Genomic DNA, 24,622 nt, shown 5'->3' with positions numbered 1-24,622 from the left:
TGCCCAGGTCTAAATCTCAACGCTTCGCCGTGGACAACTGACAGTTGTTAAGGACAATACGATCGCGGTTGTAGACCGTCGCGCTATCGCCCTTCGACCAGAAGACCCAGATCCCATCGGTATACCGCGTGCCAGACGCAGAGAGCCCCTGCTTGAGCGTCAGCGGTTTATTGTCATAGACGAAATTCACTTCCTGACGCGTATTATTGAGCTTCACAGTTAACGGTTTTTCGTCACACTGGTATTCAAGAGTATCAGTATGCATGCGCTCAACCATTTGACCATAGTAACTACAACCGGCAAGCATGAGCGGGAGGACGGCGATGGCTATTTTTTTCATTAGACGGATCCTTCAGACATTCCGAACGCGGGAGAATATATCCATCCTCCCTGGAAGCTCCCAGTCTAACGACAGAATAGCCAGCGGGTTATTCGGTTAACTCTTATTTTGCCGCGGATTGGCCGGGTAAATGGCCCCCAGTACAGTCGCTTCAGATGCGCCAGTGACCGACGGCAGATTCCCTGGCTTACCGGCGATAGTTCGCCATGCCAGCCAGGCGAACGCCAGCGCTTCCATATCATCGCCTGATATCCCGGCGGCATCGGTGGTAGACACTTCAGTTCCGGCAAGCAGCCCGGCCAGCCGCGCCATCACCAGCGGATTCCGGCTACCGCCGCCGCAGACCAGCAGACGATCGCAGCCGCCGTTGAGTAACACCTGCTCAGCGATAGTCACCGCCGTTAACTCCGCCAGCGTTGCCTGCACATCCCCGGCATCCAGCCCCGGGTAGCGCGATAAATGTGACTGAAGCCAGCCATAGTTGAAATATTCTCTGCCGGTACTTTTCGGGGCCGGGGCGGCAAAGTAAGGATCGCTGAGCATCTCCTGCAAGAGCGGGATGATCACCCTGCCCGCGCTGGCCCACTCAGCGTCTTTATCATAGGGTTTTTGCCGCTGACGCCAGATCCAGGCGTCCATCAGCATATTTCCCGGACCGGTGTCATAACCCCGCACCGGCTTAGCCGGCAGCAGAAGCGAAAGATTGGCAATGCCGCCGATGTTAAGCACCATTCGCCGCTCGTCGGGATGCGCTAACAGCGCGTGATGAAAAGCGGGCACCAGCGGCGCGCCCTGACCGCCAAGGGCCATATCACGACGGCGAAAGTCCCCCACCACGGTAATGCCGGTGTGTGCAACAATCTGGTTATTATCACCAATTTGCAGAGTGTGCGGGGCACCGCCACCGGGTTCATGCCATACGGTTTGCCCATGACAGCCGATGGCGACAATCTCTTGCGGACGCAGATTTTCCTGGCGCATCAGAGCCTGTACCGCCTCGGCAAACAGGCGTCCCAGACGAGTATCTAATTGTCCCAGTTGCGACAATGTCAGCTGTTGGCCCTGGCAAATAGCCAGAATCGCCTCTTTTAGTGCCAGCGGGATCGGCCATGACAAGCTGGCCTGTTGCGCCACCATATTTTCATCAATCGTCGCGAGGACAACATCCACACCATCAAGACTGGTGCCTGACATAACACCAATGTAGCGACCCGATATCATTCGTCTTCCTTAATTTGCCTGGTGATGGTTTTACTCCATCACAAAATGACACCTAATACTATGATCCGTTAATATTTTTTATCAATATTTGTACAATGGAACGCGCCGTTTACGTATGGTTAATCCCCGGCAGATTATTATTTTTGCTATTGTTTCGCCGCACGCTATGAACTGTGGCGTTGAAACGCATATAATTACTTATAGACGGATGCTCGCCTGAGCTTTCTTGGTGAACAGGAGATTCATAGATGATTTTACGTGCATTAGCCGTTTCGATGATTGGTTTTACGCTGGCAGGCTGTGTGAACAACAGTGGCCTGTCCGGAGACGTTTATTCTGCATCAGAGGCCAAACAGGTTCAAAACGTGACTTACGGCACTATCGTTAATGTCCGTCCCGTGCAAATTCAGGGTGGTAATGATTCGAATGCTATCGGCGCGATTGGCGGCGCTGTGCTGGGTGGTTTCCTCGGTAATACGATTGGCGGCGGCGCAGGTCGCTCGCTGGCAACTGCCGCCGGTGCCGTTGCGGGTGGCGTTGCAGGCCAGGGCGTTCAGGGTTCAATGAACAAAACCCAGGGCGTAGAACTGGAGATCCGTAAGGACGATGGTAATACCATCATGGTGGTCCAGAAACAGGGTGATTCTAAATTCTCTACCGGTCAGCGTGTTGCCATGGCCAGCAATGGTAGCCAGATTACCGTTTCCCCGCGATAATGCTTTCGTGCGTGGTGAATATTCACCACGCACATGCTTCCCCCGTCTGAACACCGCAATACATACAATATTCGTATTACTAATTAATATTGTATTCACTAAATTAATACATTAAATAACGTCTTCCACAGAATAATTTGCTCCCGCGCAATACTTACACTATCTATAAGTTATAAAATAGTTAACAAACAGGCTGAAGGTCTAAGAATGGACAGGTACGCCCTTTGGTATTCCACGGGACAACAGGAAGTCATTAATGAGTGAAAAAAAACATCACCTGCATCGCTATTTCTTTTTCTTCGCGATCGGTTTTATCGCCATTACCTTACTGGAACTGGCATTCAGACAGCTAATTCAACTCGACCAGTCGCTGTCGCCGCTGCTTTTTCCGGCAATGACCATCTTTTTGCTGGTGTTTCATGTCATGGTCGCGGGCTTTATGCTAATGAAGTACATGTGCGATAAAAAACATCTCTATCTGGTCGCTATTGCCTGTGCGTTCGCGGGCTCCGCCATCATGATGATCGGCACGCTCCACAGCTTTCCGGCCTGGTTTATATGTCACTCCAGCAGCGTCGCTAACTACAACGACGCCATCATTTTTTTTACTTTTCGTAATATGATGATGGCGATGTTATTTGCCACCTCTGTTGTTTTATTCCGCCAGCAAAAGTGGGCCGAGCGAGGCGCAGGGTTCCATACGATGATTGTTTCAGGGATCGTCTTTTTTACGCTATTAATGCTGCTACTGGCATATCTATACTCCAGTTATAATCCGCTGTTAAGTGTTTCGCTGGTAGATAATGAAACGCATGCCTTCACAAGGTTGTGGAATCATTTTTTCAGTTGGTTACTGGTCGCGTTATGGGCATTGACGTTAATAATGCTGCTACGCGTTACCCAATTAAGAAATGTTTTTTGGTTTAGCGGCGGCTTCTTTTGCATTTGTTATATCTTCACCGTGATTTTTCTGCTTTCCGACCGCAATAGTGACGGGCTGGCCTGGTATCAGGCGCGTTTTTTTGAAGCCACCTCAACGCTGTTTATTATCTTCACCCTGCTGTATGACATTTTCAATCTTTACCGCGATTCGCGGAATAAATACCTTCATTCGTACCAAAACTCAATCCGCGATCCGCTGACTCGTTTACATAATCGCAGCTATTTTTACGATACGCTGGTCAAACAACTGGTTGAAGCGTCTGCACTCAGGCCCGTATCGGTTATCGTCAGCGATCTGGACCGTTTTAAGCGCATCAATGATACGTATGGACATTTACAGGGCGATAAAGTGATTCAATTCGTTGCCAGCGTCCTGCAACAGGCGGTTCGTGTGGATGATGTGGCCGCACGCATCGGCGGTGAAGAATTTGCGTTGCTTCTGACCAATACGACAGCGCAGGATGCACAAAATATTGCCGAACGTATTCGCCTTACTATTGCCGGGCATGATGCCGCGACCAGCCAGCAGCAATTGCCGGAGCCGATCACGATTTCTCTTGGGGTCTATACCGCGACCAGCCCTTCACTCTCTGCCGAAACGTGCGTGGAACGGGCGGACAAGGCGATGTATCAGGCGAAAGAGACAGGACGTAATCGGGTGGTGGTCTGGGAAGAGTAAGAGCCTTGCATTGTGCAAGGCTCTGCTTTCACCCTTTTGCCTGGAGGTCGATGATATTGTGTTCCAGGCGCTGAATCATACTGATCAGGGATTCCAGTTCCTCAGGAGAGATCCCGGACAGGATCTCTCCCCGCGTTTTACTGATAACGCCTTCCATTTCCGCAATGAGAGGCTCAGCTTTTGCGGTGAGCTTGATGCGTTTTGCACGGCGATCGTTGGCACAGGTTTGCCGGGAGATAAGCCCTTTTTCCTCCAGCTGATCTAACGTACGAACCAGGGATGGCTGCTCAATACCTATCGCTTTTGCCAACTGAATTTGCGACTGTTCGGGAGGTAGCTGATGTATATTATGCAGCGTGACCCAATGTGTCTGCGTTAACTCCAGAGGTTTGAGGCGATGGTCAATCAGAGCCCGCCAGATACGCACCAGACGTGCCAGGTCAGATCCTAGTGGCGATTCCAATTTCATCTCCTTATAATTAGCTTGCTAAGTTATTATACTGATTTTAGAATAGTGTGCAGCATTTGTATTGCCAAAACAAATGCATTGCCGCATTCGCCCCGGGAATTGCAATGATTTACACTCAGTAAAACCGGCGCACCGTTTGCAAGCTTAGTTGATGCTGACGAGGCAATACTCATTTACTGCAAAGGATTTTTGCTTGTGGAGTTGATTTTCAATGCTTCAGGATTACTCCTGGAGGATCTGGTGGCTGGTGCATCCATCTACTTCCCCCCACTTTTCAAAGCCGTGATAGTGGGCTTTCTGATCTGGCTTGTCGTGCATCGCCAACTGCGCGACTGGATGTATGCTGGCGACATCTGGCATCCAATGCTGATGGATCTCTCTTTGTTTGCGCTCTCTGTATGTCTGGCGCTGGTTATCCTCGTCTCGTGGTGATGCTATGGCTTTCAAAAAATTAAAATACTTTTCCACCCTGCTGGTGGTCGTCGTGGCGGTGGCAGCAGTATGGGCGATGTGGAATTTTTATATGCACTCCCCCTGGACTCGCGACGGTAAAGTTCGTGCTGAGCAGGTTAATATTACGCCGCAAGTCTCGGGGACGATCCAGTCCTTAAACGTGGTCGACAACCAGTTTGTTAAGGCTGGCGACGTACTGTTCCGGCTCGATGAAACGCCCTGGCGCATCGCCGTCCTCAATGCGCAAGCGCAGTTAGCCAAAGCCCGCGCCGATCTCACCAAAGCCAGCCATGAAGCCAGCCGTCGCCGCAATTTGCCACAAAACTATATCTCAGCAGAAGATCTCGATACCGCCAACACCACGGTAGAGGCCATGAAAGCCAGCGTGGAGGCAGCTCAGGCAACGCTTGACCACGCCAGGTGGCAGCTCGAACAAACCACGGTCAAAGCCCCGGTTGACGGATGGATCACCAACCTCTCCACACGGGTCGGCAACTATGCCTCCGAAGGCCAACCGGTTTTTGCCCTGGTTGACAGCCATTCGTTTTATGTCATTGGCTATTTTGAAGAGACGAAACTGCGGCATATTCAGCCAGGAAAAGCGGCGAAAATCATTCTCTACAGTAGCGATCAAACGTTACAGGGTCACGTTTCCAGTATTGGCCGAGCTATCTACGATCAGAGCGTTGAAAGCGACAGCGGGCTGGTGGCCGATATCAAACCCAATATTCCCTGGGTCAGACTGGCGCAGCGTGTTCCGGTACGAATTGAATTCGATAACCTGCCGAAAGATATCACGCTGGTCTCCGGGACGACGTGCAGCGTGGCTATTGGCGAACGTAAATGAAGCCCGTGTACCTGTCATGGCAAAGCCTGCCCTGGGGTAAAGCCACCCCTGGACAGTGGCGTTATGCGCTGCGTAATACCATGGCGATGTGCCTGGCGCTGAGCATCGCCTACTCTCTGAATCTGGATGAGCCCTACTGGGCAATGACTTCGGCGGCAGTGGTTAGCTTTCCAACGGTCGGCGGCGTTATCAGTAAAAGTTTTGGCCGCATTGCCGGGAGCCTGTTTGGTGCGACCGCCGCGCTGATTATCGCGGGACATACGCTGGTCGACCCGTGGCTGTTTCTGCTCAGCATTTCGGCGTGGATTGCAGTCTGTACCTGGGCCTGCGCCATGTTTAACAATAACGTTGCCTATGCTTTTCAGCTTTCAGGCTATACCGCCGCGATCATCGCGTTTCCGGTGATTAACATTGTCGATGCCACCCAGCTATGGGAAATAGCCCAGGCGCGCGTGTGCGAAGTGATGCTGGGGATTCTGTGCGGCGGCATGATGATGATGATCCTGCCCAGTACCTCTGATGGCACCACGCTGCTGACCGCGCTTAAAAACATGCATGCGCGACTGCTGGAGCACGCGGCATTGCTCTGGCAGCAAGACACAACCGATGCCATTCGTACCGCGCATGAAGGGGTGATCCGCCAAATCCTGACCATGAACCTGCTGCGCATTCAGGCGTTCTGGAGCCACTACCGTTTTCGTCGACAAAACAATCTGCTCAATTATCTTTTGCATCAGCAGTTGCGCATGACCAGCCTCATCTCCAGCCAGCGACGAATGCTGATGAACTGGCCCAATCCGCCGGCGAATATGCAGCAGGTGCTGAGCAACCTGATTCAGGCATTAGCCCGACCGGATGCGGATATCTACACCCTTTCGCGTATTATCGCGCCGCTTGCACCGCGTGATCCGCAGGATCATCGGCACCATGCCTTCTGGCAGCGATTGCGCTACTTTTGCTCTGTGTATTTGCGCAGTAGCCGCTGGCTACGCAGGCTGGAGAACGCGTCGGCGGTGGCGCAGTTTGCGGTTCCGGCCAGCCCGGCGCTGGCACGCCATACTGATTATATTGAAGCGCTGTGGAACGGCTTTCGCGCCTTTGTCGCACTGTGGATGGTGGGCGCATGGAGTATCAACACCCAGTGGGATTCAGGCTCGGCAGCGCTGACGATGACGTCAATCGGTTGCGTGATCTACGCCATGGTGCCGTCGCCGTTTAATTCCCTCACGTTGCTGTTGCGAACCTTGCTGCTCCTGTCGCTTTTTAGCTTCGTCGTCAAATTTGGCCTTATGGTGCAGATCACCGAGCTGTGGCAATTCCTGCTTTTCCTTTTCCCTCTGTTGACCACTATGCAACTGTTCAAGTTACAAATCGCTAAGCAGGCGGGTCTGTGGGGGCAGTTGATCGTCTTCATGGGATCGTTCATCGCGGTGACCAATCCGCCGGTTTACGATTTCGCTGATTTCCTCAATGATAATATTGCCAAAATTCTTGGCGTTGGGCTGGCATGGCTGGCGTTTGCTGTGCTGCGCCCCGGTTCCGATGCGCGAAAAAGCCGACGCCACATCACGGCGTTACGGCGTCACTTTATCGACCAGTTGCGCTCGCATCCTCTGCACAGTGAAAATGAATTTGAGTCGCTGGTCTACCACCGCATTAGCCAGCTCAGTAATAGTCAGGACGCGCTGGCGCGGCGCTGGCTACTGCGCTGGGGCGTTGTGCTTCTGAATTGCTCGCATGTGGTCTGGCAGCTGCGTGAATGGGAGACGCGTTCCGATCCGCTGGCGCGGGTTCGGGATATTTGTATGACGCTGTTACGCGATGTCATGAGCGAGCGCGGCGTTCAGCAGCGCCCGCTGGCCGTCACGTTAAAGGAATTACAGCGTATTAGTGACACCCTCTCACGGCATCACCAGCCTGCCGCCAGAGAGCTGGCGGCGATTGTCTGGCGATTACAGTGCTCACTCTCGCAGCTGGAAATGGCACCCGCCACCGCAGCGGTTCAACACTGATTATTTAATCACACCACAGGCGAAACGTGCCCCGCCACCGCCTAACGGTTCAGGTTTATCAGACATATTATCGCCCCCGACGTGGATCATCAGCGCCTTGCCCTTCACCTCATCAAGTTTTTTCAGGCGCGGGGCAACTACCGCCTGCGTAGCTTTACCGTCTTTGTCCACCACCAGCACCGGGAGATCGCCGGCATGACCATGGCCTTCCGGTCCCTCATGTTTACCTGTTTTTTGCGGATCGAGATGTCCACCCGCCGCTTCTGCCGCGCTGGGTTTTCCCGCCTTCATCGCCGGTTCGCAACTGCCCATGGCATGAACGTGAAAGCCACGCTCACCGGGTGGCAGCGCTTTGAGATCCGGTGCAAACTCCAGCCCTTTATCGGTCTCGCTAATTTTCACTTCACCAATCGACTGACCAATCCCCTGTGAGGTGACCAGATTCATCTGCACTTCTTCACTTGCGGCCTGCGCGCCGGTACAGACGACCAGCACTAACAGAGCCAGATTAAAACGCTTCATATAACCTCCGGTAAATTCAGTGTCCGCGATAAGTGTAAACCACGGACACAGCTCTCACCGGGAAGTGCTTAAAAGCGTGCGTCAGGGCACATCGTACCCGAGTGCGGCTTTACGGATGCGGAACCACTGCTGGCGGGTTAATTGCAGTTGCTCTGCGGCGATGGCCGAGCGTACGCGCTCAATTTTGCCCGAGCCAATAATCGGCAGCGGCTGCGACGGCAAACGGAGGATCCAGGCATAAACCACCTGCTCAATGCTGTCGGCACCCACTTCCTGCGCCACTGTCGTTAGTTCATCGCGTAATGGTTTAAACGATTCGTCATTAAATAAACGCCCGCCGCCCAGGCAGGACCACGCCATCGGACGAATACGCAACTGCTGAAGCTGATCTAACGTGCCGTCAAGCAGCAACGGCTGGTGAACCGGAGAGATTTCGACCTGATTGGTGGTCAGGGTGAACGGCAGGCGCGATTGCAGGAGGGTGAACTGGCGAGGCGTAAAGTTAGATACCCCAAAATGACGCACTTTCCCGCTCTGATGCAACGCCAGAAAAGCCTCCGCGACGTCATCCGCGTCCATCAGGGGATCGGGGCGATGGATCAGCAATAGATCCAGACGGTCAGTCGCCAGATTTTTCAGCGACTGTTCGGTACTACGGATGATGTGATCGCGATCGGTGATGTAGTGCCCCAACGTGTTTTCCGGCCGGGCAGTGATAGCTATCCCACATTTGGAGACAATTTCCATCCGCTCACGTAAATGCGGCGCGAGCTTTAGCGCCTCGCCGAACGCGGCTTCACACTGATAGCCACCGTAAATATCGGCATGATCGACAGTGGTGATCCCCAGATCAAGATGCGCTTCGATAAAACTGACCAGTTGCTGCGCGGACATTTTCCAGTCCATTAACCGCCAGTAGCCCATCACAAAACGTGAAAATTCCGGCCCTTGCGGAGCCATGGTAATACGTTGAACCATCATGTTTTCCTCAACAAAGAATTTCATTGAGTATACGTAATTACGTTATCAAAAAAGTGAGGGTTGCTGCGGTTCTTCATCGGAAGCGGGTTTGTTTGCGCGTAATTTACGCAATAAACGCTGGCGGCACAGTCGCAGCACCTGCTGTTTTTGCGCATCGCTGAAATGCTGCCAGTTAAAACGCTCTTCCCGGCTGCGCATACAGCCGCGACAAAATCCGCGCTCATCCACCTGACAGATGCCACGGCAAGGGCTTTGCAGCGGGAAAAACTCCAGTTGTTCTGCCACGACTACCTCCCGTGTATGGATGATAACTGTTATTGAAGACCCTCATCGAGGAACGCGCAACTTAAAATGGCGGGTTGCATTAGACCGACTGGTCTATTAGAGTAGCGCCATGACCAGACATACTGAACATGACACCCGCGAACATATCCTTGCCACAGGCGAGCAGCTTTGCATGCATCGCGGCTTTACCGGCATGGGATTGAGTGAACTCTTAAAGACGGCCCAGGTTCCTAAAGGGTCGTTTTATCACTATTTTCGCTCGAAAGAGGCGTTTGGCGTGGCCATGCTGCACCGGCATTACGCGGGCTATCAACTGGCGCTGGATCAGCTTTTTTTCACCGCGCCAGGATCGTCCCGCGCTCGTTTGCTGGCGTGGTATCAGCAAACCATTGAACAGTTTTGCCAGCACGGCACCATCAGCGGCTGTCTGACGGTCAAACTGTCTGCGGAAGTCTGTGACCTGTCGGAAGATATGCGTTCTGAGATGAACGTCGGCGTCAGCATGATTATTTCGCTGCTGGCTCAGGCGCTGGATCAAGGGCGAGAAGATCAGAGCCTGGCATTTTCAGGTGACGCCCATACCCAGGCGCAGGTGCTCTACTCTTTATGGCTGGGAGCGAATTTGCAGGCCAAAATGTCGCGCAGTGCTATTCCCCTGGAAAGCGCGCTGGCTCATGTCAAAACCATTATTGCCGCGCCTGACTAATCACAGGCGTTTTTTTATTTCCTTTTTTTCAAGACGACCGGTCTACTCAGGAGTGAATATGACAACCGAAAAGCTGTTTACCCCCCTAAAAGTGGGTGCGATTACTGTTCCTAATCGGGTCTTTATGGCTCCCCTTACCCGTCTGCGCAGCATTGAACCGGGCGATATTCCGACGCCGCTGATGGGCGAATATTATCGCCAGCGCGCCAGTTCCGGGCTGATTATCTCTGAGGCAACGCAGATCTCCGCGCAGGCGAAAGGTTATGCCGGGGCACCTGGCCTGCACAGTGCCGAACAAATCGCCGCATGGCAGAAAATTACCGCCGGGGTTCATGCCGAAGATGGCCGCATTGCCGTGCAGCTCTGGCATACCGGACGCATTTCACACAGCAGCATTCAGCCTGGTGGACAGGCACCGGTCGCACCTTCCGCATTAAATGCCGGTACGCGTACCTCGCTGCGTGATGAAAACGGCCATGCTATTCGTGTTGATACCTCCACGCCTCGCGCGCTGGAAACCAGCGAAATTCCAGGTATCGTCGATGATTTCCGTCAGGCCGTGGCTAATGCCCGCGATGCGGGTTTTGATCTGGTCGAACTGCACTCGGCGCATGGTTATTTGCTGCACCAGTTCCTGTCTCCCTCTTCCAACCATCGTACCGACCAGTACGGCGGCAGCGTAGAAAATCGTGCTCGTCTGGTGCTGGAAGTGATTGATGCCGTCAGTAAAGAGTGGAGCGCCGACCGTATTGGCATCCGCGTTTCGCCGGTTGGCACCTTCCAGAATACGGATAACGGGCCGAATGAAGAAGAAGATGCCCTGTATCTGATTGAAGAGCTGAACAAGCGCGGCATTGCCTATCTGCATATGTCTGAACCCGACTGGGCAGGCGGACAGCCCTATACCGAGGCATTCCGTCAGAAAGTCCGCGAGCGTTTTGATGGCGCGATTATCGGTGCCGGTGCCTATACGCCGGAGAAAGCCGAAACCCTGATCGCCAAAGGTCTGATTGATGCAGTCGCTTTCGGTCGTGATTACATCGCCAACCCGGATCTGGTCGAGCGCCTGGCACGCAAAGCGCAACTGAACCCGCAACGTCCGGAAAGTTTCTACGGTGGCGGCGCTGAAGGCTATACCGATTACCCCTCTTTGTAATCCTGCATTGATAGCGGCAAGGATCCGCCGCTATACTAAAACAACGTTTCTGATTGAAATGAAAAGACAAACTTTTAACTGAGAGGATGAGATGCGCTTACTTCACACTATGCTCCGTGTGGGCGACCTGCAACGCTCTATCGATTTCTACACCAACGTCCTTGGCATGTCGCTGCTGCGTACCAGCGAAAACCCGGAATATAAATACTCCCTCGCCTTCGTCGGTTACGGCCCGGAAAGCGAAGAGGCGGTGATTGAGCTGACCTATAACTGGGGCACCGACCGTTACGATCTGGGAACCGCTTACGGTCATATTGCGCTAAGCGTTGATAATGCCGCTGAAGCCTGCGAAAAAATTCGCCAGAACGGCGGTAACGTAACGCGTGAAGCGGGTCCGGTTAAAGGCGGTACGACCGTGATCGCCTTTGTGGAAGATCCTGATGGATACAAAATTGAGCTGATTGAAGCCAAAGACGCAGGTAAAGGTCTGGGCGATTAATTGCCGGTGGGCCTGTTCTGGCCCACCCTTTTCTCTTCGCATACTGCAACGCCGGGCAAAATTTGCCATAATGCGCGCTACTTTTTTCTACTAAGAGATACTGATGTCCGATAACGCTCAACTGACTGGTCTGTGCGACCGTTTTCGTGGTTTTTATCCTGTCGTCATTGATGTTGAAACGGCTGGATTCAACGCCAAAACGGATGCGCTACTCGAAGTCGCTGCTATTACCCTGAAAATGGATGAACACGGTTGGCTGATGCCGGACACGACGCTGCATTTTCACGTTGAGCCTTTTGAAGGGGCAAATTTACAGCCTGAAGCGCTGGCATTTAACGGTATCGATCCCACCAATCCGCTGCGCGGAGCCGTCAGCGAACATGACGCTCTGCATGCAATTTTCAAAGCGGTGCGTAAAGGCATTAAAGATCAGGGTTGTAACCGGGCGATTATGGTGGCGCACAATGCGACCTTCGACCATAGCTTTATGATGGCCGCTGCCGAGCGTGCATCGCTGAAGCGTAACCCGTTCCACCCTTTCGTCACCTTCGACACCGCCTCGTTAAGCGGGCTGGCACTCGGGCAAACGGTCCTGTCCAAAGCCTGCGCTACCGCCGGGCTTGATTTCGACAGTACGCAGGCACATTCCGCCCTGTATGACACGGAACAAACCGCGCTGCTGTTTTGCGAAATCGTGAATCGCTGGAAACGCCTTGGCGGCTGGCCGCTGCCCGTCGCGAGCGAACAATAGCGATAAAAAAAGCGACTCATGAGTCGCTTTTTTGTTTTTGCCGGTAGCTTACTGAGCGTCGGTGCCGTCAGTCGCGTGTTTGGCGGCAGTCTCTTTGATCAGTGACTGCAACTCGCCGCGCTGATACATCTCAATAATGATGTCGCAGCCGCCAACCAGTTCACCATCCACCCACAGCTGTGGGAAGGTCGGCCAGTTCGCGTACTGCGGCAATTCTGCGCGGATATCCGGATTTTGCAGGATATCAACATAGGCAAAACGCTCGCCACAGGCGGAGAGCGCCTGCACGGCCTGAGCAGAGAAACCACAGCTCGGTAATTTCGGTGAGCCTTTCATGTACAGCAGGATCGGGTTTTCAGCGATCTGACGCTGAATTTTTTCAATTGTCGTACTCATTGTCATGCTTCCTTAACTTCTTTTACGGCAGTAGTCTGTCATTGTAGCGTTTCAGGCCCTGGACCGAAAATAACATTTTATTCACTCGCTATTATTCTATCGTCTGAAGCCAAAAGATGCTTTATCAATACCGTTTTATTATTGATGACACAAATTAATCGCACAAATTGTGCGCAGTTTGCCCGCCAACGGGTGATTTTTTTTGCGCTCGGTAACGAATCAGTATTTTAGATGCAAAAAGACTATTAACTTTCAGGCTTTTTATGCATTAGAATCGACTGGCTTTTTGTCATCATCATGCGCAGGCATCTCTTCATGCCTGCCCGAACCAGGGGAATGCTCAGTGGCGCGGATAAATAAAGTCTCGATCACGCTCTGTGCTTTACTGTTTACATCGCTTGCTTTTTCACCACTTGCTCAGGCTTCTGAGCAGACGAGAGCGTCTGCCATACAGAAAACGCATCTGGCAAAAGCCTCAGAACAAAAAACGAAAAGTAAGACGTCCAGTAAAAAAACCAGCAAGACCGTCAATAAAACAGCGACGAAATCCAGTAAAAGTACCAGCAAAACGAAAACCAAAACGACCCTCACCGCCAGTAAATCCAGACGTGATAAAACCAAACCCACCAAAACGGCTGCCGTAAAACTGGCAGATAAAAAATGTACGGTGCGTAAAGGTTACAAGAATAAATGCCTCAATGCCTCTGCCAAACCGCTGGCGTTGAGTGAAGTTCACAAGGTCCGTATGCAGAAAGCGCAGAAAACGGCGATGTCCAAGTTAATGAATCAGATTGGCAAACCCTATCACTGGGGCGGTTCGTCACCGCGTACCGGATTTGATTGCAGCGGTCTGGTTTATTACGCGTATAAAGATCTGGTCAAGATCCCCATCCCGCGCACGGCGAACGAAATGTATCATCTGCGTGATGCCGCACCGATTGAGCGCAGCAGCCTCGAAAGCGGCGATCTGGTCTTCTTCCGTACTCAGGGACGCGGCACCGCCGATCACGTCGGCGTTTACGTTGGCAACGGTAAATTTATTCAGTCTCCGCGCAGCGGCCAGGATATCCAAATCTCATCGTTGAGTGAAGATTACTGGGTACGCCACTACGTTGGGGCGCGCCGGGTAATGACGCCCAAAACCATCCGCTAATCGCTATCCTGCTGCTCACGCAGCAGGATATGCCTTTGTTACGCCTCCATTATTTTGTTAATATATCCATGCTTACTATGTGGATATTAAGTTATCAAAATAAAAAAGGAGTATCGCAATGTCGTTCGAATTACCTGCATTACCATATGCACAAGACGCGCTGGAACCGCATATTTCCGCGGAAACCCTCGCTTATCATCACGGCAAACATCATCAGACCTACGTCACCAATCTCAACGCGCTCATCAAAGATACGGACTGGGAAAATAAATCGCTGGAAGAGATCGTTCGCGGCTCTGAAGGCGGCATGTTTAATAATGCGGCTCAGGTGTGGAACCATACGTTTTACTGGAACTGCCTGGCCCCCGCTGCCGGTGGTGAACCTGCGGGTGAACTGGCAGATGCGCTCAGCCATAGCTTTGGCAGCGTCGAGGCATTTAAAAAGCAGTTTACCGATGCGGCAATCAAGAACTTTGGTTCTGGCTGGACGTGGCTGGTCAAAAAAGCGGACGGCAGTCTGGCGATTGTGTCAACGTCTAACGCCGGCACGCCGCTGACCACCAGTGACACACCGTTGCTGACCGTGGATGTCTGGGAACACGCTTACTATATTGACTACCGTAATGCCCGTCCGGGTTATCTGGAGCATTTCTGGGCGCTGGTTAACTGGCCGTTTGTGGCACAAAACCTGGCAGCCTGAGTCAATGCGCAGAAGGCGTTTGCCTTCTGCGCTATCGCTTAACGGCTGGCGCAGACCTCACGCGTGGGCTGGCGGGCTGAAAAGAACACCACCAGCAGTGCCAGACCCGCAATGATCGCTCCCATTACCGGAACAAAGCTATAGCCCAGCCCGCCGGAGATCACCGCTCCACCAGCCATCGCTCCCAAAGCATTGCCGAGATTAAACGCCCCTATATTCACCGACGATGATAAGCCCGGCGCTTCGCTGGCCACGCGCATGACGCGCATTTGCAGCGGTGGAACCACGGCAAATGTCGCGGCACCCCATACCAGCATACTGAACGCCGTGCCAAACTCATTGCGCGCCAGCAGCGGGATCGCCAGCATGATCGCGATTAACAGCAGCAGAAAACCTTTCAACGTGGCATTCACTGACCGATCGGCAAACTTACCGCCAAGATAATTGCCGATGGAGAACCCAATCCCAACCAGTACCAGCATCGCGGTGACAAAGAGCGGCGTCGCGGCAGACAGGCTGTGCAGAACCGGAGCGATATAGGTGTAGAGGGTAAACATCGCCCCTGCCCCCAGCACGGTCGTCAGCAGCGCGCTAAGGACCTGCGGGCGCATCAGCACCGTCAGTTCCTGCCGCACGTTGGGTCGCTCTCCTGCACTGCCCTTCGGTAGCGAGAACCACAGGCTCAGCATGGCAATAACCCCCAGACCCGCAGTTGCAAAAAAGGACATCCGCCAGCCAATCGCTTCACCCAGCCAGGTCGCCGCCGGAACGCCGCCGATGTTGGCAATGGTGAGTCCCATAAACATGGTCGCGACGGCGCTGGCCTGTTTATGTTTTGGCACCACGCTTGCGGCAACCACTGACCCCAGACCAAAAAACGCCCCGTGGTTAAGGCTGGTGACAATACGGGAAAGCATCAGGGTGGTGTAATCTGGCGCGATGGCAGAAAGCACATTGCCGAGGGTAAAAATCGCCATCAGAAAAATCAGCGCGTTACGCCGGGCGCGATGGGAGAGCAGAAGCGTCATGATCGGCGCACCCACCATCACCCCTATCGCATAGGCGCTGATGAGCATACCGGCAGTTGGAATAGAAACATCCACCCCTTTGGCAATCGTGGGCAATAACCCCATCGGAGAAAACTCAGTGGTGCCGATCCCAAACGCACCGATAGCCAGCGCCAGCAGGGGAAAATTAACTTTCATGAACAGACTCCGTTTTGGCCGACATCACCACGACACGACGCAAAGAAGTCAAAAGCATGACATTAATCACAAAAAAACAAAAGTAAGGCAAAATGCAAAAGAGTTTTGCTGATAAGTGCAAAATCGACAGAAGGGGCGTGAGGGAGAAGACTCTCCCTCGGATAAATCAATGCAGTACGGCAACCAACGCGCTGGCGACGATCAAACCCAGCACAATAATGGTCGTTACCAGAGAAAACTTAAGATCGACACTCATCAATTTTTACTCCTTGTTATGACCCTGTGAAAAGTGAGCCTGTTCATTTTTACATACTTAAGGACGAAAATCTTGCAGGATTTAGATTGATATACATTTTTTCTCTTTCCCTTTTCATCAGGATCGGCCAAAATTCCACGCTTAATTATAAGCGTACCAGCCATTGACCCCCACCTGACGTTCTGTGTCGTTTTCCTGACCTAAAGCAATGCTCACAAAATTGCGCCAGGGGTGTGTGAAGGCAAACGTTTACCCTCCCATTTGCAGGCGTTCAGGCCAGGGTCCGGAGTAAGATGTAATGGCAACAATTAAAGATGTCGCGAAACGCGCAAACGTTTCCACTACAACTGTGTCACACGTTATCAACAAAACCCGTTTTGTTGCTGAAGATACGCGTAATGCAGTGTGGGCGGCAATAAAAGAACTTCACTATTCTCCAAGCGCGGTTGCTCGTAGCCTGAAGGTTAATCATACCAAGTCGATTGGCCTGCTGGCGACCAGCAGCGAAGCGGCCTATTTTGCCGAAATTATCGAAGCGGTTGAAAAAAGCTGCTTCCAGAAAGGCTATACCCTGATCCTCGGCAACGCGTGGAACGATATTGAAAAGCAGCGCGCCTATTTGTCGATGATGGCGCAAAAACGCGTCGATGGCCTGCTGGTCATGTGTTCTGAATATCCAGAATCGCTATTAAGCATGCTCGAAGAGTATCGTCACATTCCGATGGTGGTGATGGACTGGGGCGAATCGAAAGCGGACTTTACCGACTCGGTGATTGATAATGCCTTTAAAGGTGGCTATATGGCCGGGCGTTATCTGATTGAACGCGGCCATCGTGATATCGGTATTATTCCAGGCCCGCTGGAGCGTAATACCGGGGCCGGGCGACTGGCCGGTTTTATGAAAGCGATGGAAGAAATTCAGGTCGCTATTCCCGAGCAGTGGATCGTGCAGGGTGATTTCGAACCGGAATCCGGCTATCAGGCGATGCAACAGATCCTTAATCAGTCCCAGCGCCCGACCGCCGTCTTCTGCGGGGGCGATATCATGGCGATGGGGGCGTTATGTGCAGCCGATGAGATGGGCCTGCGCGTGCCGCAGGATATTTCAGTGATTGGCTACGATAACGTGCGCAATGCGCGTTTCTTTACGCCAGCGCTGACCACTATCCACCAGCCGAAAGATTCCCTCGGCGAAGCCGCGTTTAATACGCTGCTGGATCGCATTGTGAATAAGCGCGTTGAATCAAAATCCATTGAGGTACACCCTCGCCTGATTGAACGCCGCTCGGTAGCCGACGGTCCGTTCGTCGACTACCGCCGTTAAGTTAATCTGCGGGAGCCGTTTCTTCCGGGTCCCGCAGCCACTCTCTATTCAGCGTATCGCTATCCCCCAAATACTCCAGCAGCCATCCCAGTGCAGGTGAGATATCGCTCTGCTGCCAGGTTAAGCAGCAGGCCGCATCAGGAAACGGGTTCTCAAGGACCAGCGCTGTCCAGTCGCCTGAATCGGTCCATGGCCGGGCAAAATGTGAAGGCACCATCGCCGCACACAGACCCGCCGAGATGCAGGTCGCCGATGACTCCCAATCCGGCACCACGACCCGCTTTTGATTGTCCAGCAGCCACGTCGTGCGTTTTGGCAACGAACGTGAGGTATCCTCGCGAACCAGTGAAGGCCAGTTGCGTAATTCATCATCGCTTAACGGCCCCGGCTGTTTTGCCAGGGGATGATCGCAGGCGACAACGCAATTCCAGCTCAGCATCCCCATATCCCGAAACGCGTAGCGCCCCCCGACCGGGATAGCCTGGGTTGCGCCGATGGCCAGTTCAACCCGTCCATCGGCCAGCGCATCCCACACGCCGTTAAAGACTTCCTGAAAAACAATCAGCTCGACGTCAGGAAAATGGCGATAGAAATCGACAATCATTTGCCGGGTACGCTCGGGCCTGACGATGTTATCAACGGCAATGGGGAGCTGACTGCGCCAGCCATTCGCGATTTGCTGACACTGCTGACGGGTGATCAGCATTTTTTTGATAACAGTGCGTCCTTCTTTTAAAAACCAATTGCCCGCCGGGGTTAACTCCACATCGCGATGCCGCCGCTCAAACAGCGGCACACCCAGCCACTCTTCCATCTGACGCACGGTGTAACTGATCGCTGACGGGACACGATGCAGCTCCTGCGCCGCCGCGCTAAAGCTGCCGTTGCGGGCAACCGCATCAATCACTTCGAGAGAATATTCTGACCACATTTTCTGCCTGCAAATTTTTTGATGTCATTACGCAAATATTAGCGTTTCACAACGCTGAATGCACTGCCTACACTCTTGCGCCTGTCACCTGCTTCTAAAAAGAGAATGTATATGCAGCCTGGAAAAGGTTTTCTGGTCTGGCTCGCCGGACTAAGCGTGCTGGGATTTCTGGCCACTGATATGTATTTACCCGCGTTTGCGGCAATTCAGCACGATCTTCACTCCCCGGCCGCCGCGGTCAGCGCCAGCCTGAGTTTATTTCTGGCCGGTTTCGCTCTGGCCCAGCTCGTCTGGGGACCGCTGTCGGATCGCTTCGGACGGCGTCCCATTTTGCTCATCGGGCTGGCCATTTTTGCCGTTGGCTGCCTGGGGATGCTGTGGGTGCAAAGTGCCACGATGCTGCTGGTATTGCGTTTTGTTCAGGCGACGGGCGTTTGTGCTGCCGCCGTGACCTGGCAGGCGATGGTGACTGACTATTATCCGGCCCAGCGCGTTAACCGGATTTTCGCCACCATTATGCCGCTGGTCGGACTCTCCCCCGCCCTGGCACCGTTGCTCGGCAGCTGGATCCTGACACATTTTGACTGGCAGGCTATTTTCGCCACTTTATTTGCCATCACTCTGCTCCTGATGCTGCCAGCGCTGCGTCTGAGATCCGTTGCGCATAGAAAACCGAATAGCGGAGAGAAACTGACCTTTACCACGCTGCTGCGCTCACGGTTATATCTCGGCAATGTGCTAATGTATGCCGCCTGCTCGGCCAGTTTCTTTGCCTGGCTCACCGGATCACCTTTTATCCTCAGTGAAATGGGCTACGGTCCGGCGGCGATTGGCCTGAGCTATGTCCCGCAGACCATTGCATTCCTCGCAGGGGGCTACGGCTGTCGCGCGGCGCTGCAAAAATGGCAGGGACAACAGTTACTGCCATGGCTACTGGGACTATACGCCTTCAGCGTGGTGACAACCTGGGTGACGGGCCTGTTAGATGGCGGCTCGCTGACGGCGCTGTTAATCCCTTTCTGTGTGATGGCGATTGCGAACGGCGCGATTTACCCGATTGTGGTGGCGCAGGCCCTGCGTCCTTTCCCTCAGGCGACCGGTCGGGCTGCCGCGTTACAGAACACCCTCCAGCTTGGGTTGTGCTTTCTGGCAAGCCTGGTGGTCTCCTGGCTGGTGGAAACACCGCTTCTCACCACCACCAGCGTGATGTTGTTCACAGTGCTACTGGCGGGTGCAGGTTACTGGATGCAACTGGTGGCGAGCCGTGCTGCTCAGCACAAAATGGCGGCAGAAACCTGTCGGGCGTAGCCTCATAAATAGCCATTTAGTTAGGGTGCTAACATTTTTGTGTTGAATCAGCGAGTTTAGCGTCCTATACTCGTTTTCGTTGCCATATTATTATGATAAAAAGCGTATTATTTAGCGGGTGATGGATTTCACCCGTTTCTACCATGGACGGCATTTCGGCAAGGGTCCTCTCCCTTCCTCTGTTTCTACGTCGGATAGCAGGCTTACGGATTTCCCGTAAGATTTCTCACAAACCAAAATAGCATCTACGCTGTTTTAAGGTTCTGATCACATACGCGTGATGGAGAAGCTATGAGTTCATCGTGTATAGAAGACGTTAGCATACCGAACGACGACTGGTATCGTATTACCAATGAGTTATTAAGCCGCGCAGGTATTGCTATTAACGGTACCGCTCCCTGTGATTTACGGGTTAAAAACCCGCATTTCTTTAAACGCGTGCTTCAGGAGGGTTCGCTTGGTTTAGGCGAAAGTTATATGGATGGCTGGTGGGAATGTGACCGGCTGGATATATTTTTTACCCGGGTTCTGCGCGCCGGACTGGATAACCAGTTACCGCACCATTTGAAAGATGTGTTTCGTGTCGCCGCCTCACGCCTGATTAACTTACAAAGTAAAAAGCGCGCCTGGATTGTCGGCAAAGAGCACTACGATCTGGGTAACGATCTGTTTACCCGCATGCTTGACCCTTATATGCAGTATTCCTGCGGCTACTGGAAAGAGGCTGATAATCTGGCCGACGCTCAGCAGGCGAAGCTACAGCTTATTTGCGAAAAACTTCAGCTTGAGCCAGGCATGCGCGTGCTGGATATCGGCTGCGGCTGGGGTGGTCTGGCTTCATGGATGGCAAAACACTACAACGTGAGCGTGACCGGCGTGACCATTTCTGCCGAGCAGCAGAAACTCGCTCAGGCCCGCTGCGCGGGACTTGACGTGACAATCCTGCTTCAGGATTATCGCGACCTGCGGGACCAGTTTGACCGTATCGTCTCCGTCGGCATGTTTGAACATGTAGGCCCTAAAAACTACAAAACCTATTTTGACGTCGTGGATCGTAATCTGAAGCCGGACGGGCTGTTTCTGTTGCACACCATTGGGGCGAAAAAAACCGACAATAACGTCGACCCGTGGATAAACAAATATATTTTCCCCAACGGCTGTCTGCCATCAGTGCGACATATTGCGATTGCCAGCGAACCCCATTTTATCATGGAAGACTGGCACAATTTTGGCGCAGATTATGACAAAACGCTGATGGCCTGGTACGAACGTTTCGAAGCCTCATGGCCAGAAATTGCCGATAATTACTCTGAACGCTTTAAGCGTATGTTCAGTTATTATCTGAATGCCTGCGCCGGTGCGTTTCGTGCACGGGATATTCAGCTCTGGCAGGTGGTTTTCTCGCGCGGTGTAGAAAATGGTTTACGCGTCGCCCGCTAACCTGTAAACACCCCGGCTTGCCGGGGTGTTTAACCTCAGTCAGCCACTTTCTGTAACAGCGCCGCTTCCCGCGCCGCCAGTACCCGCTCAACCGTATCCACTACCGCCTGAGTTTGCGGATCGATTTCAATATTAATTCGCTGGCCCAGTTTTTTCTGACCGAGCGTAGTGCGCTGGAGCGTTTCCGGGATCAGATGCACGCAGAAACGGGTCGCGGTCACCTCTCCCACCGTCAGGCTAATGCCATCGATACCGATAAATCCTTTATAGAGGATATATTTCATCAGCGTCGGGTCCTGCAATTTAAACCAGATCTGGCGATTATTTTCTGAGGTAAGGATTTTCGATACCTCAGCCGTGGTCATGATATGGCCCGACATCAAATGCCCGCCAATTTCATCGCTGAATTTTGCCGCACGTTCAACATTGACAACATCACCTGGCTGTAAATCACCGAGGTTAGTAATACGCAGCGTTTCTTTCATTAAATCAAAGCTAATATGATTACCGTTGATTTCTGTCACTGTCAGGCAGCACCCGTTATGCGCCACCGAAGCCCCGGTTTCCAGCCCGTCAAGCATATCGTCGGGTAATGCCACGACGTGAGTACGGAAATTGGGTTTCTCATCAATGGACACAATTTTTGCTGTGCCCTGCACGATACCAGTAAACATGCTTAAACTCCTGTATGCCATCAAGGCGGTCTGTTCCCCGCCATTCTGTCAGGCACAATAACAGGTGGAAAATAGGCTTGCCAGTCCAGTCTGTGCGCTATCCACTTTTTCACTGGCTTAATGGGTAATCCTCGTTACAATAGCAGCATAACCTCTTGTTAACTCTTTCTTGCTGCCTTTTATGGCGGCTTTTTTAGTCTCTCAAATAACAACAATACTAAAGGTGTTCACGTGCAGAAGTATCTCAATGAAGCGCGTCAGCTTCTGGCGCTGGCAATTCCGGTGATTATTGCGCAGGTGGCGCAAACGGCGATGGGTTTCGTCGATACGGTAATGGCGGGCGGCTACAGCGCTACCGACATGGCCGCCGTGGCTATCGGCACCTCCATCTGGCTGCCGGCAATTCTGTTTGGTCATGGCCTGCTGCTGGCCCTCACCCCCGTTATCGCCCAGCTAAACGGCTCCGGACGACGCGATCGCATCGCACACCAGGTGCGTCAGGGTTTCTGGCTGGCGGGCTTTGTCTCTGTACTGGTGATGGTGGTGCTGTGGAATGCCGGCCACATCATCCACGCCATGCATAACATCGATCCTAAGCTGGCAGATAAAGCCGTTCGCTATCTGCGTGCGCTGCTATTCGGCGCGCCTGGCTATCTGTTCTTTCAGGTCGCGCGCAACCAGTGCGATGGCCTGGCGAAAACCAAACCGGCGATGTTTATCGGTTTTTGCGGACTGCTGGTCAATATTCCGGTGAATTACCTTTTCATCTACGGCCATTTCGGTATGCCAGAACTGGGCGGCGTTGGCTGTGGCGTGGCAACGGCTTCGGTCTACTGGGTGATGTTGTTGTGCATGCTTTCATACATTAAGAAAGCCAGTTCAATGCGCGATATACGTAACACGATGCGTTTTAGCAAACCAGAATGGGCGACGATGCTGCGTCTCGGGCAGCTGGGCTTACCCATCGCGCTGGCGCTCTTCTTCGAGGTGACACTGTTTGCGGTGGTGGCCCTGCTGGTTTCTCCGCTGGGGATCGTGGATGTTGCCGGGCACCAGATTGCGCTGAACTTCAGCTCGCTGATGTTTGTACTGCCGCTGTCGCTGGGCGCGGCGGTGACGATCCGCGTGGGCTATCGCCTCGGCCAGGGATCAACGTTTGAAGCGCAGACCTCGGCACGTACCGGTCTTGGCGTCGGCGTGTGTATGGCCGTTCTGACCGCGATTTTCACGGTCTCACTGCGCGAACATATCGCCCTGCTTTATAATGACAACCCTGAAGTGGTTACTCTGGCCGCGCACCTGATGCTGCTGGCAGCCATCTATCAAATCTCAGATTCTATCCAGGTGATTGGCAGCGGCATTCTGCGCGGATATAAAGACACCAGCTCGATTTTCTTTATTACCTTCATCGCCTACTGGGTGTTAGGTCTGCCGAGCGGATACGTACTGGCGTTAACCGATTGGGTCGTTGAACCGATGGGGCCAGCAGGTTTCTGGCTTGGATTTATCATCGGCCTGACCTCCGCGGCAGTGATGATGATGGTAAGAATGCGTTTTCTGCAACGTCAGCCTTCGGCCGTCATTTTGCGACGCGCCGCACGCTAAGCTCAGGGTAGCCGCCAGCGGGCGGCTACTTTCTCAACATTTTGCGCAGTAGTTCTGCAATCGCGTGAATTATGAAAGAAAAATCGCGTTTCCCTCTTGCCACATCCCGACACTGCCGCTAATATTCGTCCCCGTTGTCAGGCACAACAATGCGTTCATAGCTCAGTTGGTTAGAGCACCACCTTGACATGGTGGGGGTCGTTGGTTCGAGTCCAATTGAACGCACCATCCTTCAGTGCGTCCGTAGCTCAGTTGGTTAGAGCACCACCTTGACATGGTGGGGGTCGGTGGTTCGAGTCCACTCGGACGCACCATTCATGATGTTTCCGGTTTTTCTTCCCTTGTTTTTTCAGCCGTCGTCAATAACGATGACTTTCTCTCGCGATATACCCGCTAGCCGCACCAGCGACTACAAGCTATGACCTCGCCAGCGCTTTCACTACCTGCTCCATCGCTTCCCGGTTCAGGTCCGAGCGAACCGTTTTTTTATTTGCCAGTGCGGTTCTTACCACGCCGGCAATAACGATATGCTTAGGCTCCTGACCCAGATCGCGCATTTCAAGAACGACTTTGCCAACGACCCGGCACATTTCCTGATACAGCTCGTCATCTTTTGCCCGGTTGCCCATGATATATTCCTGAAAGTTTTAACAACACAATTACATTATTGCCAAAAAATCGATGCAAATCAAACGACACCCGCGCGGCAGGCCGCTTTTAAAAGGACGGCTGAGCGGGGAGCAAAGCAGGTACATTACTCCGTTCTAACATTCATCCAACAACCTCTGGCAGGATGCCCAAATCCATATTAAAACGCTGTTTTTATTTTCCTTTTACTTTGTAACATCGTATAATGCGCACCGTTTCTTAATTGAATGGTTTCAGCGCCTTGAACTATCTACTCAAACGCGTATATCTTCATTTAACCTCCTGGGCTGAACCACCAGCGCACATTCCTCTGCACGCTTTTTTGATGTCACCTATTCTTATCACGTGGCATCGCAGTTTTCGTATCACAGGTTTGACTCCGTGCTCACATCGCTCCGGAGCG

General features: G+C 52.8%; 27 protein-coding genes and 2 tRNA genes. 17 read left to right on the top strand and 12 right to left on the bottom strand.

Going from position 1 to position 24,622, the window contains the following annotated elements; genetic code table 11:
• Window positions 1–16: 16 nt before the first annotated feature.
• Together mliC and anmK are read right to left on the bottom strand one after the other, a co-directional pair.
• Complete coding sequence (mliC, locus tag INT84_RS05010; RefSeq protein ID WP_176920838.1) at window positions 17–340, bottom strand: C-type lysozyme inhibitor; 324 nt, start codon at window positions 338–340, stop codon at window positions 17–19.
• 96 nt (window positions 341–436) lie between these two features.
• Window positions 437–1,561: an anhydro-N-acetylmuramic acid kinase gene (anmK, locus tag INT84_RS05005; protein WP_194205863.1), complete on the bottom strand. Its 1,125-nt coding sequence runs from the start codon at window positions 1,559–1,561 to the stop codon at window positions 437–439.
• A 248-nt stretch (window positions 1,562–1,809) separates the two neighbouring features.
• Here anmK and slyB point away from each other — a divergent pair, with 248 nt between their 5' ends.
• Both slyB and INT84_RS04995 read left to right on the top strand, forming a co-directional pair.
• Complete coding sequence (gene slyB, locus INT84_RS05000) at window positions 1,810–2,277, top strand: outer membrane lipoprotein SlyB (RefSeq protein WP_176920840.1); 468 nt, start codon at window positions 1,810–1,812, stop codon at window positions 2,275–2,277.
• A gap of 256 nt (window positions 2,278–2,533) precedes the next feature.
• A complete protein-coding gene (locus INT84_RS04995) occupies window positions 2,534–3,898 on the top strand; it encodes a GGDEF domain-containing protein (RefSeq protein WP_194205862.1) in 1,365 nt (454 codons plus the stop codon).
• Window positions 3,899–3,926: 28 nt separating this feature from the next.
• On the opposite strand, the gene slyA is transcribed toward INT84_RS04995, so the two are convergent.
• A complete protein-coding gene (gene slyA, locus INT84_RS04990; RefSeq protein ID WP_304949796.1) occupies window positions 3,927–4,367 on the bottom strand; it encodes a transcriptional regulator SlyA in 441 nt (146 codons plus the stop codon).
• Between the two features lie 195 nt (window positions 4,368–4,562).
• Here slyA and INT84_RS04985 point away from each other — a divergent pair, with 195 nt between their 5' ends.
• Genes INT84_RS04985 through INT84_RS04975 form a run of 3 tightly spaced genes read left to right on the top strand, consistent with a single transcriptional unit; the run spans window position 4,563 to window position 7,679 of the window.
• Window positions 4,563–4,799: a DUF1656 domain-containing protein gene (locus tag INT84_RS04985; protein ID WP_176920843.1), complete on the top strand. Its 237-nt coding sequence runs from the start codon at window positions 4,563–4,565 to the stop codon at window positions 4,797–4,799.
• Between the two features lie 4 nt (window positions 4,800–4,803).
• Window positions 4,804–5,667: an HlyD family secretion protein gene (locus tag INT84_RS04980; RefSeq protein ID WP_194205860.1), complete on the top strand. Its 864-nt coding sequence runs from the start codon at window positions 4,804–4,806 to the stop codon at window positions 5,665–5,667.
• Window positions 5,664–7,679 (top strand): FUSC family protein, encoded by a 2,016-nt coding sequence (locus tag INT84_RS04975; RefSeq protein WP_194205859.1) that lies wholly within the window; start codon window positions 5,664–5,666, stop codon window positions 7,677–7,679. The genes INT84_RS04980 and INT84_RS04975 overlap by 4 nt, the downstream gene beginning before the upstream one ends.
• On the opposite strand, the gene sodC is transcribed toward INT84_RS04975, so the two are convergent.
• The 3 genes from sodC to INT84_RS04960 all read right to left on the bottom strand — a co-directional run bounded on the left by sodC (window position 7,680) and on the right by INT84_RS04960 (window position 9,467).
• On the bottom strand, window positions 7,680–8,201 hold the full coding sequence (gene sodC, locus INT84_RS04970; protein ID WP_194205858.1) for a superoxide dismutase [Cu-Zn] SodC: 522 nt from the start codon (window positions 8,199–8,201) through the stop codon (window positions 7,680–7,682).
• A gap of 81 nt (window positions 8,202–8,282) precedes the next feature.
• Window positions 8,283–9,179: an aldo/keto reductase family oxidoreductase gene (locus INT84_RS04965; protein WP_194206114.1), complete on the bottom strand. Its 897-nt coding sequence runs from the start codon at window positions 9,177–9,179 to the stop codon at window positions 8,283–8,285.
• A gap of 48 nt (window positions 9,180–9,227) precedes the next feature.
• Window positions 9,228–9,467, bottom strand: a complete 240-nt coding sequence (locus INT84_RS04960; protein ID WP_176920848.1) for a DUF1289 domain-containing protein — start codon at window positions 9,465–9,467, stop codon at window positions 9,228–9,230.
• 109 nt (window positions 9,468–9,576) lie between these two features.
• Between INT84_RS04960 and INT84_RS04955 the strand changes: the two genes are divergently transcribed.
• The 4 genes from INT84_RS04955 to rnt all read left to right on the top strand — a co-directional run bounded on the left by INT84_RS04955 (window position 9,577) and on the right by rnt (window position 12,579).
• Complete coding sequence (locus INT84_RS04955) at window positions 9,577–10,173, top strand: TetR/AcrR family transcriptional regulator (RefSeq protein WP_194205857.1); 597 nt, start codon at window positions 9,577–9,579, stop codon at window positions 10,171–10,173.
• Window positions 10,174–10,231: 58 nt separating this feature from the next.
• Entirely contained in the window at window positions 10,232–11,329 is a 1,098-nt protein-coding gene (locus INT84_RS04950) for an alkene reductase (RefSeq protein ID WP_194205856.1), read from the top strand.
• 91 nt (window positions 11,330–11,420) lie between these two features.
• Window positions 11,421–11,828 carry a lactoylglutathione lyase gene (gene gloA, locus INT84_RS04945; protein ID WP_194205855.1) on the top strand — a complete coding sequence of 136 codons (408 nt, stop codon included), beginning with the start codon at window positions 11,421–11,423 and terminating at the stop codon, window positions 11,826–11,828.
• 103 nt (window positions 11,829–11,931) lie between these two features.
• Window positions 11,932–12,579, top strand: a complete 648-nt coding sequence (gene rnt / locus INT84_RS04940) for a ribonuclease T (RefSeq protein WP_176920852.1) — start codon at window positions 11,932–11,934, stop codon at window positions 12,577–12,579.
• A gap of 48 nt (window positions 12,580–12,627) precedes the next feature.
• Here the strand turns inward: rnt and INT84_RS04935 are convergent, their stop codons facing one another.
• Complete coding sequence (locus INT84_RS04935) at window positions 12,628–12,975, bottom strand: Grx4 family monothiol glutaredoxin (RefSeq protein ID WP_176920853.1); 348 nt, start codon at window positions 12,973–12,975, stop codon at window positions 12,628–12,630.
• Window positions 12,976–13,318: 343 nt separating this feature from the next.
• Between INT84_RS04935 and INT84_RS04930 the strand changes: the two genes are divergently transcribed.
• Together INT84_RS04930 and sodB are read left to right on the top strand one after the other, a co-directional pair.
• Window positions 13,319–14,128 carry a C40 family peptidase gene (locus INT84_RS04930; protein WP_194205854.1) on the top strand — a complete coding sequence of 270 codons (810 nt, stop codon included), beginning with the start codon at window positions 13,319–13,321 and terminating at the stop codon, window positions 14,126–14,128.
• A gap of 118 nt (window positions 14,129–14,246) precedes the next feature.
• Window positions 14,247–14,828, top strand: a complete 582-nt coding sequence (gene sodB / locus INT84_RS04925) for a superoxide dismutase [Fe] (protein ID WP_194205853.1) — start codon at window positions 14,247–14,249, stop codon at window positions 14,826–14,828.
• A 38-nt stretch (window positions 14,829–14,866) separates the two neighbouring features.
• On the opposite strand, the gene INT84_RS04920 is transcribed toward sodB, so the two are convergent.
• Window positions 14,867–16,033, bottom strand: coding sequence for an MFS transporter (locus INT84_RS04920; protein ID WP_194205852.1), 1,167 nt, complete (start codon window positions 16,031–16,033; stop codon window positions 14,867–14,869).
• 166 nt (window positions 16,034–16,199) lie between these two features.
• On the bottom strand, window positions 16,200–16,289 hold the full coding sequence (locus tag INT84_RS04915) for a YnhF family membrane protein (RefSeq protein WP_176920857.1): 90 nt from the start codon (window positions 16,287–16,289) through the stop codon (window positions 16,200–16,202).
• A 298-nt stretch (window positions 16,290–16,587) separates the two neighbouring features.
• Between INT84_RS04915 and purR the strand changes: the two genes are divergently transcribed.
• Complete coding sequence (gene purR, locus INT84_RS04910) at window positions 16,588–17,613, top strand: HTH-type transcriptional repressor PurR (protein WP_194205851.1); 1,026 nt, start codon at window positions 16,588–16,590, stop codon at window positions 17,611–17,613.
• A gap of 1 nt (window position 17,614) precedes the next feature.
• Here purR and punR read toward each other — a convergent pair whose 3' ends face one another.
• Entirely contained in the window at window positions 17,615–18,544 is a 930-nt protein-coding gene (punR, locus tag INT84_RS04905; protein ID WP_194205850.1) for a DNA-binding transcriptional activator PunR, read from the bottom strand.
• 111 nt (window positions 18,545–18,655) lie between these two features.
• Between punR and punC the strand changes: the two genes are divergently transcribed.
• Both punC and cfa read left to right on the top strand, forming a co-directional pair.
• Window positions 18,656–19,852: a purine nucleoside transporter PunC gene (gene punC, locus INT84_RS04900; RefSeq protein WP_194205849.1), complete on the top strand. Its 1,197-nt coding sequence runs from the start codon at window positions 18,656–18,658 to the stop codon at window positions 19,850–19,852.
• A gap of 291 nt (window positions 19,853–20,143) precedes the next feature.
• Complete coding sequence (cfa, locus tag INT84_RS04895; RefSeq protein WP_194205848.1) at window positions 20,144–21,292, top strand: cyclopropane fatty acyl phospholipid synthase; 1,149 nt, start codon at window positions 20,144–20,146, stop codon at window positions 21,290–21,292.
• A gap of 35 nt (window positions 21,293–21,327) precedes the next feature.
• On the opposite strand, the gene INT84_RS04890 is transcribed toward cfa, so the two are convergent.
• Window positions 21,328–21,966 (bottom strand): riboflavin synthase subunit alpha, encoded by a 639-nt coding sequence (locus INT84_RS04890; protein WP_176920862.1) that lies wholly within the window; start codon window positions 21,964–21,966, stop codon window positions 21,328–21,330.
• Window positions 21,967–22,197: 231 nt separating this feature from the next.
• On the opposite strand from INT84_RS04890, the gene mdtK reads away from it, so the two are divergent.
• The 3 genes from mdtK (at window position 22,198) to INT84_RS04875 (ending at window position 23,885) form a co-directional block, all read left to right on the top strand.
• Window positions 22,198–23,571 (top strand): MdtK family multidrug efflux MATE transporter, encoded by a 1,374-nt coding sequence (gene mdtK / locus INT84_RS04885; protein ID WP_194205847.1) that lies wholly within the window; start codon window positions 22,198–22,200, stop codon window positions 23,569–23,571.
• Between the two features lie 151 nt (window positions 23,572–23,722).
• Window positions 23,723–23,799: transfer RNA gene (locus INT84_RS04880), tRNA-Val, on the top strand.
• A 9-nt stretch (window positions 23,800–23,808) separates the two neighbouring features.
• Window positions 23,809–23,885, top strand: a tRNA-Val gene (locus tag INT84_RS04875).
• A gap of 102 nt (window positions 23,886–23,987) precedes the next feature.
• Here the strand turns inward: INT84_RS04875 and fumD are convergent.
• Window positions 23,988–24,200 carry a fumarate hydratase FumD gene (gene fumD / locus INT84_RS04870; RefSeq protein WP_194205846.1) on the bottom strand — a complete coding sequence of 71 codons (213 nt, stop codon included), beginning with the start codon at window positions 24,198–24,200 and terminating at the stop codon, window positions 23,988–23,990.
• Window positions 24,201–24,622 lie beyond the last annotated feature (422 nt).

This window comes from Superficieibacter sp. 1612_C1, assembly GCF_015234305.1.
Taxonomy (GTDB): Bacteria; Pseudomonadota; Gammaproteobacteria; order Enterobacterales; family Enterobacteriaceae; genus Superficieibacter.
Note: the sequence above shows the minus strand (reverse complement) of the source record. Positions and strands in the feature narration are given on the sequence as shown.

Bases quoted from the DNA above. Each gene is read 5' to 3' on its own strand.
- mliC (WP_176920838.1), bottom strand. From the start codon at position 340: ATGAAAAAAATAGCCATCGCCGTCCTCCCGCTCATGCTTGCCGGTTGT.
- anmK (WP_194205863.1), bottom strand. From the start codon at position 1,561: ATGATATCGGGTCGCTACATTGGTGTTATGTCAGGCACCAGTCTTGAT.
- slyB (WP_176920840.1), top strand. From the start codon at position 1,810: ATGATTTTACGTGCATTAGCCGTTTCGATGATTGGTTTTACGCTGGCA.
- INT84_RS04995 (WP_194205862.1), top strand. From the start codon at position 2,534: ATGAGTGAAAAAAAACATCACCTGCATCGCTATTTCTTTTTCTTCGCG.
- slyA (WP_304949796.1), bottom strand. From the start codon at position 4,367: ATGAAATTGGAATCGCCACTAGGATCTGACCTGGCACGTCTGGTGCGT.
- INT84_RS04980 (WP_194205860.1), top strand. From the start codon at position 4,804: ATGGCTTTCAAAAAATTAAAATACTTTTCCACCCTGCTGGTGGTCGTC.
- INT84_RS04975 (WP_194205859.1), top strand. From the start codon at position 5,664: ATGAAGCCCGTGTACCTGTCATGGCAAAGCCTGCCCTGGGGTAAAGCC.
- sodC (WP_194205858.1), bottom strand. From the start codon at position 8,201: ATGAAGCGTTTTAATCTGGCTCTGTTAGTGCTGGTCGTCTGTACCGGC.
- INT84_RS04965 (WP_194206114.1), bottom strand. From the start codon at position 9,179: ATGGTTCAACGTATTACCATGGCTCCGCAAGGGCCGGAATTTTCACGT.
- INT84_RS04955 (WP_194205857.1), top strand. From the start codon at position 9,577: ATGACCAGACATACTGAACATGACACCCGCGAACATATCCTTGCCACA.
- INT84_RS04950 (WP_194205856.1), top strand. From the start codon at position 10,232: ATGACAACCGAAAAGCTGTTTACCCCCCTAAAAGTGGGTGCGATTACT.
- gloA (WP_194205855.1), top strand. From the start codon at position 11,421: ATGCGCTTACTTCACACTATGCTCCGTGTGGGCGACCTGCAACGCTCT.
- rnt (WP_176920852.1), top strand. From the start codon at position 11,932: ATGTCCGATAACGCTCAACTGACTGGTCTGTGCGACCGTTTTCGTGGT.
- INT84_RS04935 (WP_176920853.1), bottom strand. From the start codon at position 12,975: ATGAGTACGACAATTGAAAAAATTCAGCGTCAGATCGCTGAAAACCCG.
- sodB (WP_194205853.1), top strand. From the start codon at position 14,247: ATGTCGTTCGAATTACCTGCATTACCATATGCACAAGACGCGCTGGAA.
- INT84_RS04920 (WP_194205852.1), bottom strand. From the start codon at position 16,033: ATGAAAGTTAATTTTCCCCTGCTGGCGCTGGCTATCGGTGCGTTTGGG.
- INT84_RS04915 (WP_176920857.1), bottom strand. From the start codon at position 16,289: ATGAGTGTCGATCTTAAGTTTTCTCTGGTAACGACCATTATTGTGCTG.
- purR (WP_194205851.1), top strand. From the start codon at position 16,588: ATGGCAACAATTAAAGATGTCGCGAAACGCGCAAACGTTTCCACTACA.
- punR (WP_194205850.1), bottom strand. From the start codon at position 18,544: ATGTGGTCAGAATATTCTCTCGAAGTGATTGATGCGGTTGCCCGCAAC.
- punC (WP_194205849.1), top strand. From the start codon at position 18,656: ATGCAGCCTGGAAAAGGTTTTCTGGTCTGGCTCGCCGGACTAAGCGTG.
- cfa (WP_194205848.1), top strand. From the start codon at position 20,144: ATGAGTTCATCGTGTATAGAAGACGTTAGCATACCGAACGACGACTGG.
- INT84_RS04890 (WP_176920862.1), bottom strand. From the start codon at position 21,966: ATGTTTACTGGTATCGTGCAGGGCACAGCAAAAATTGTGTCCATTGAT.
- fumD (WP_194205846.1), bottom strand. From the start codon at position 24,200: ATGGGCAACCGGGCAAAAGATGACGAGCTGTATCAGGAAATGTGCCGG.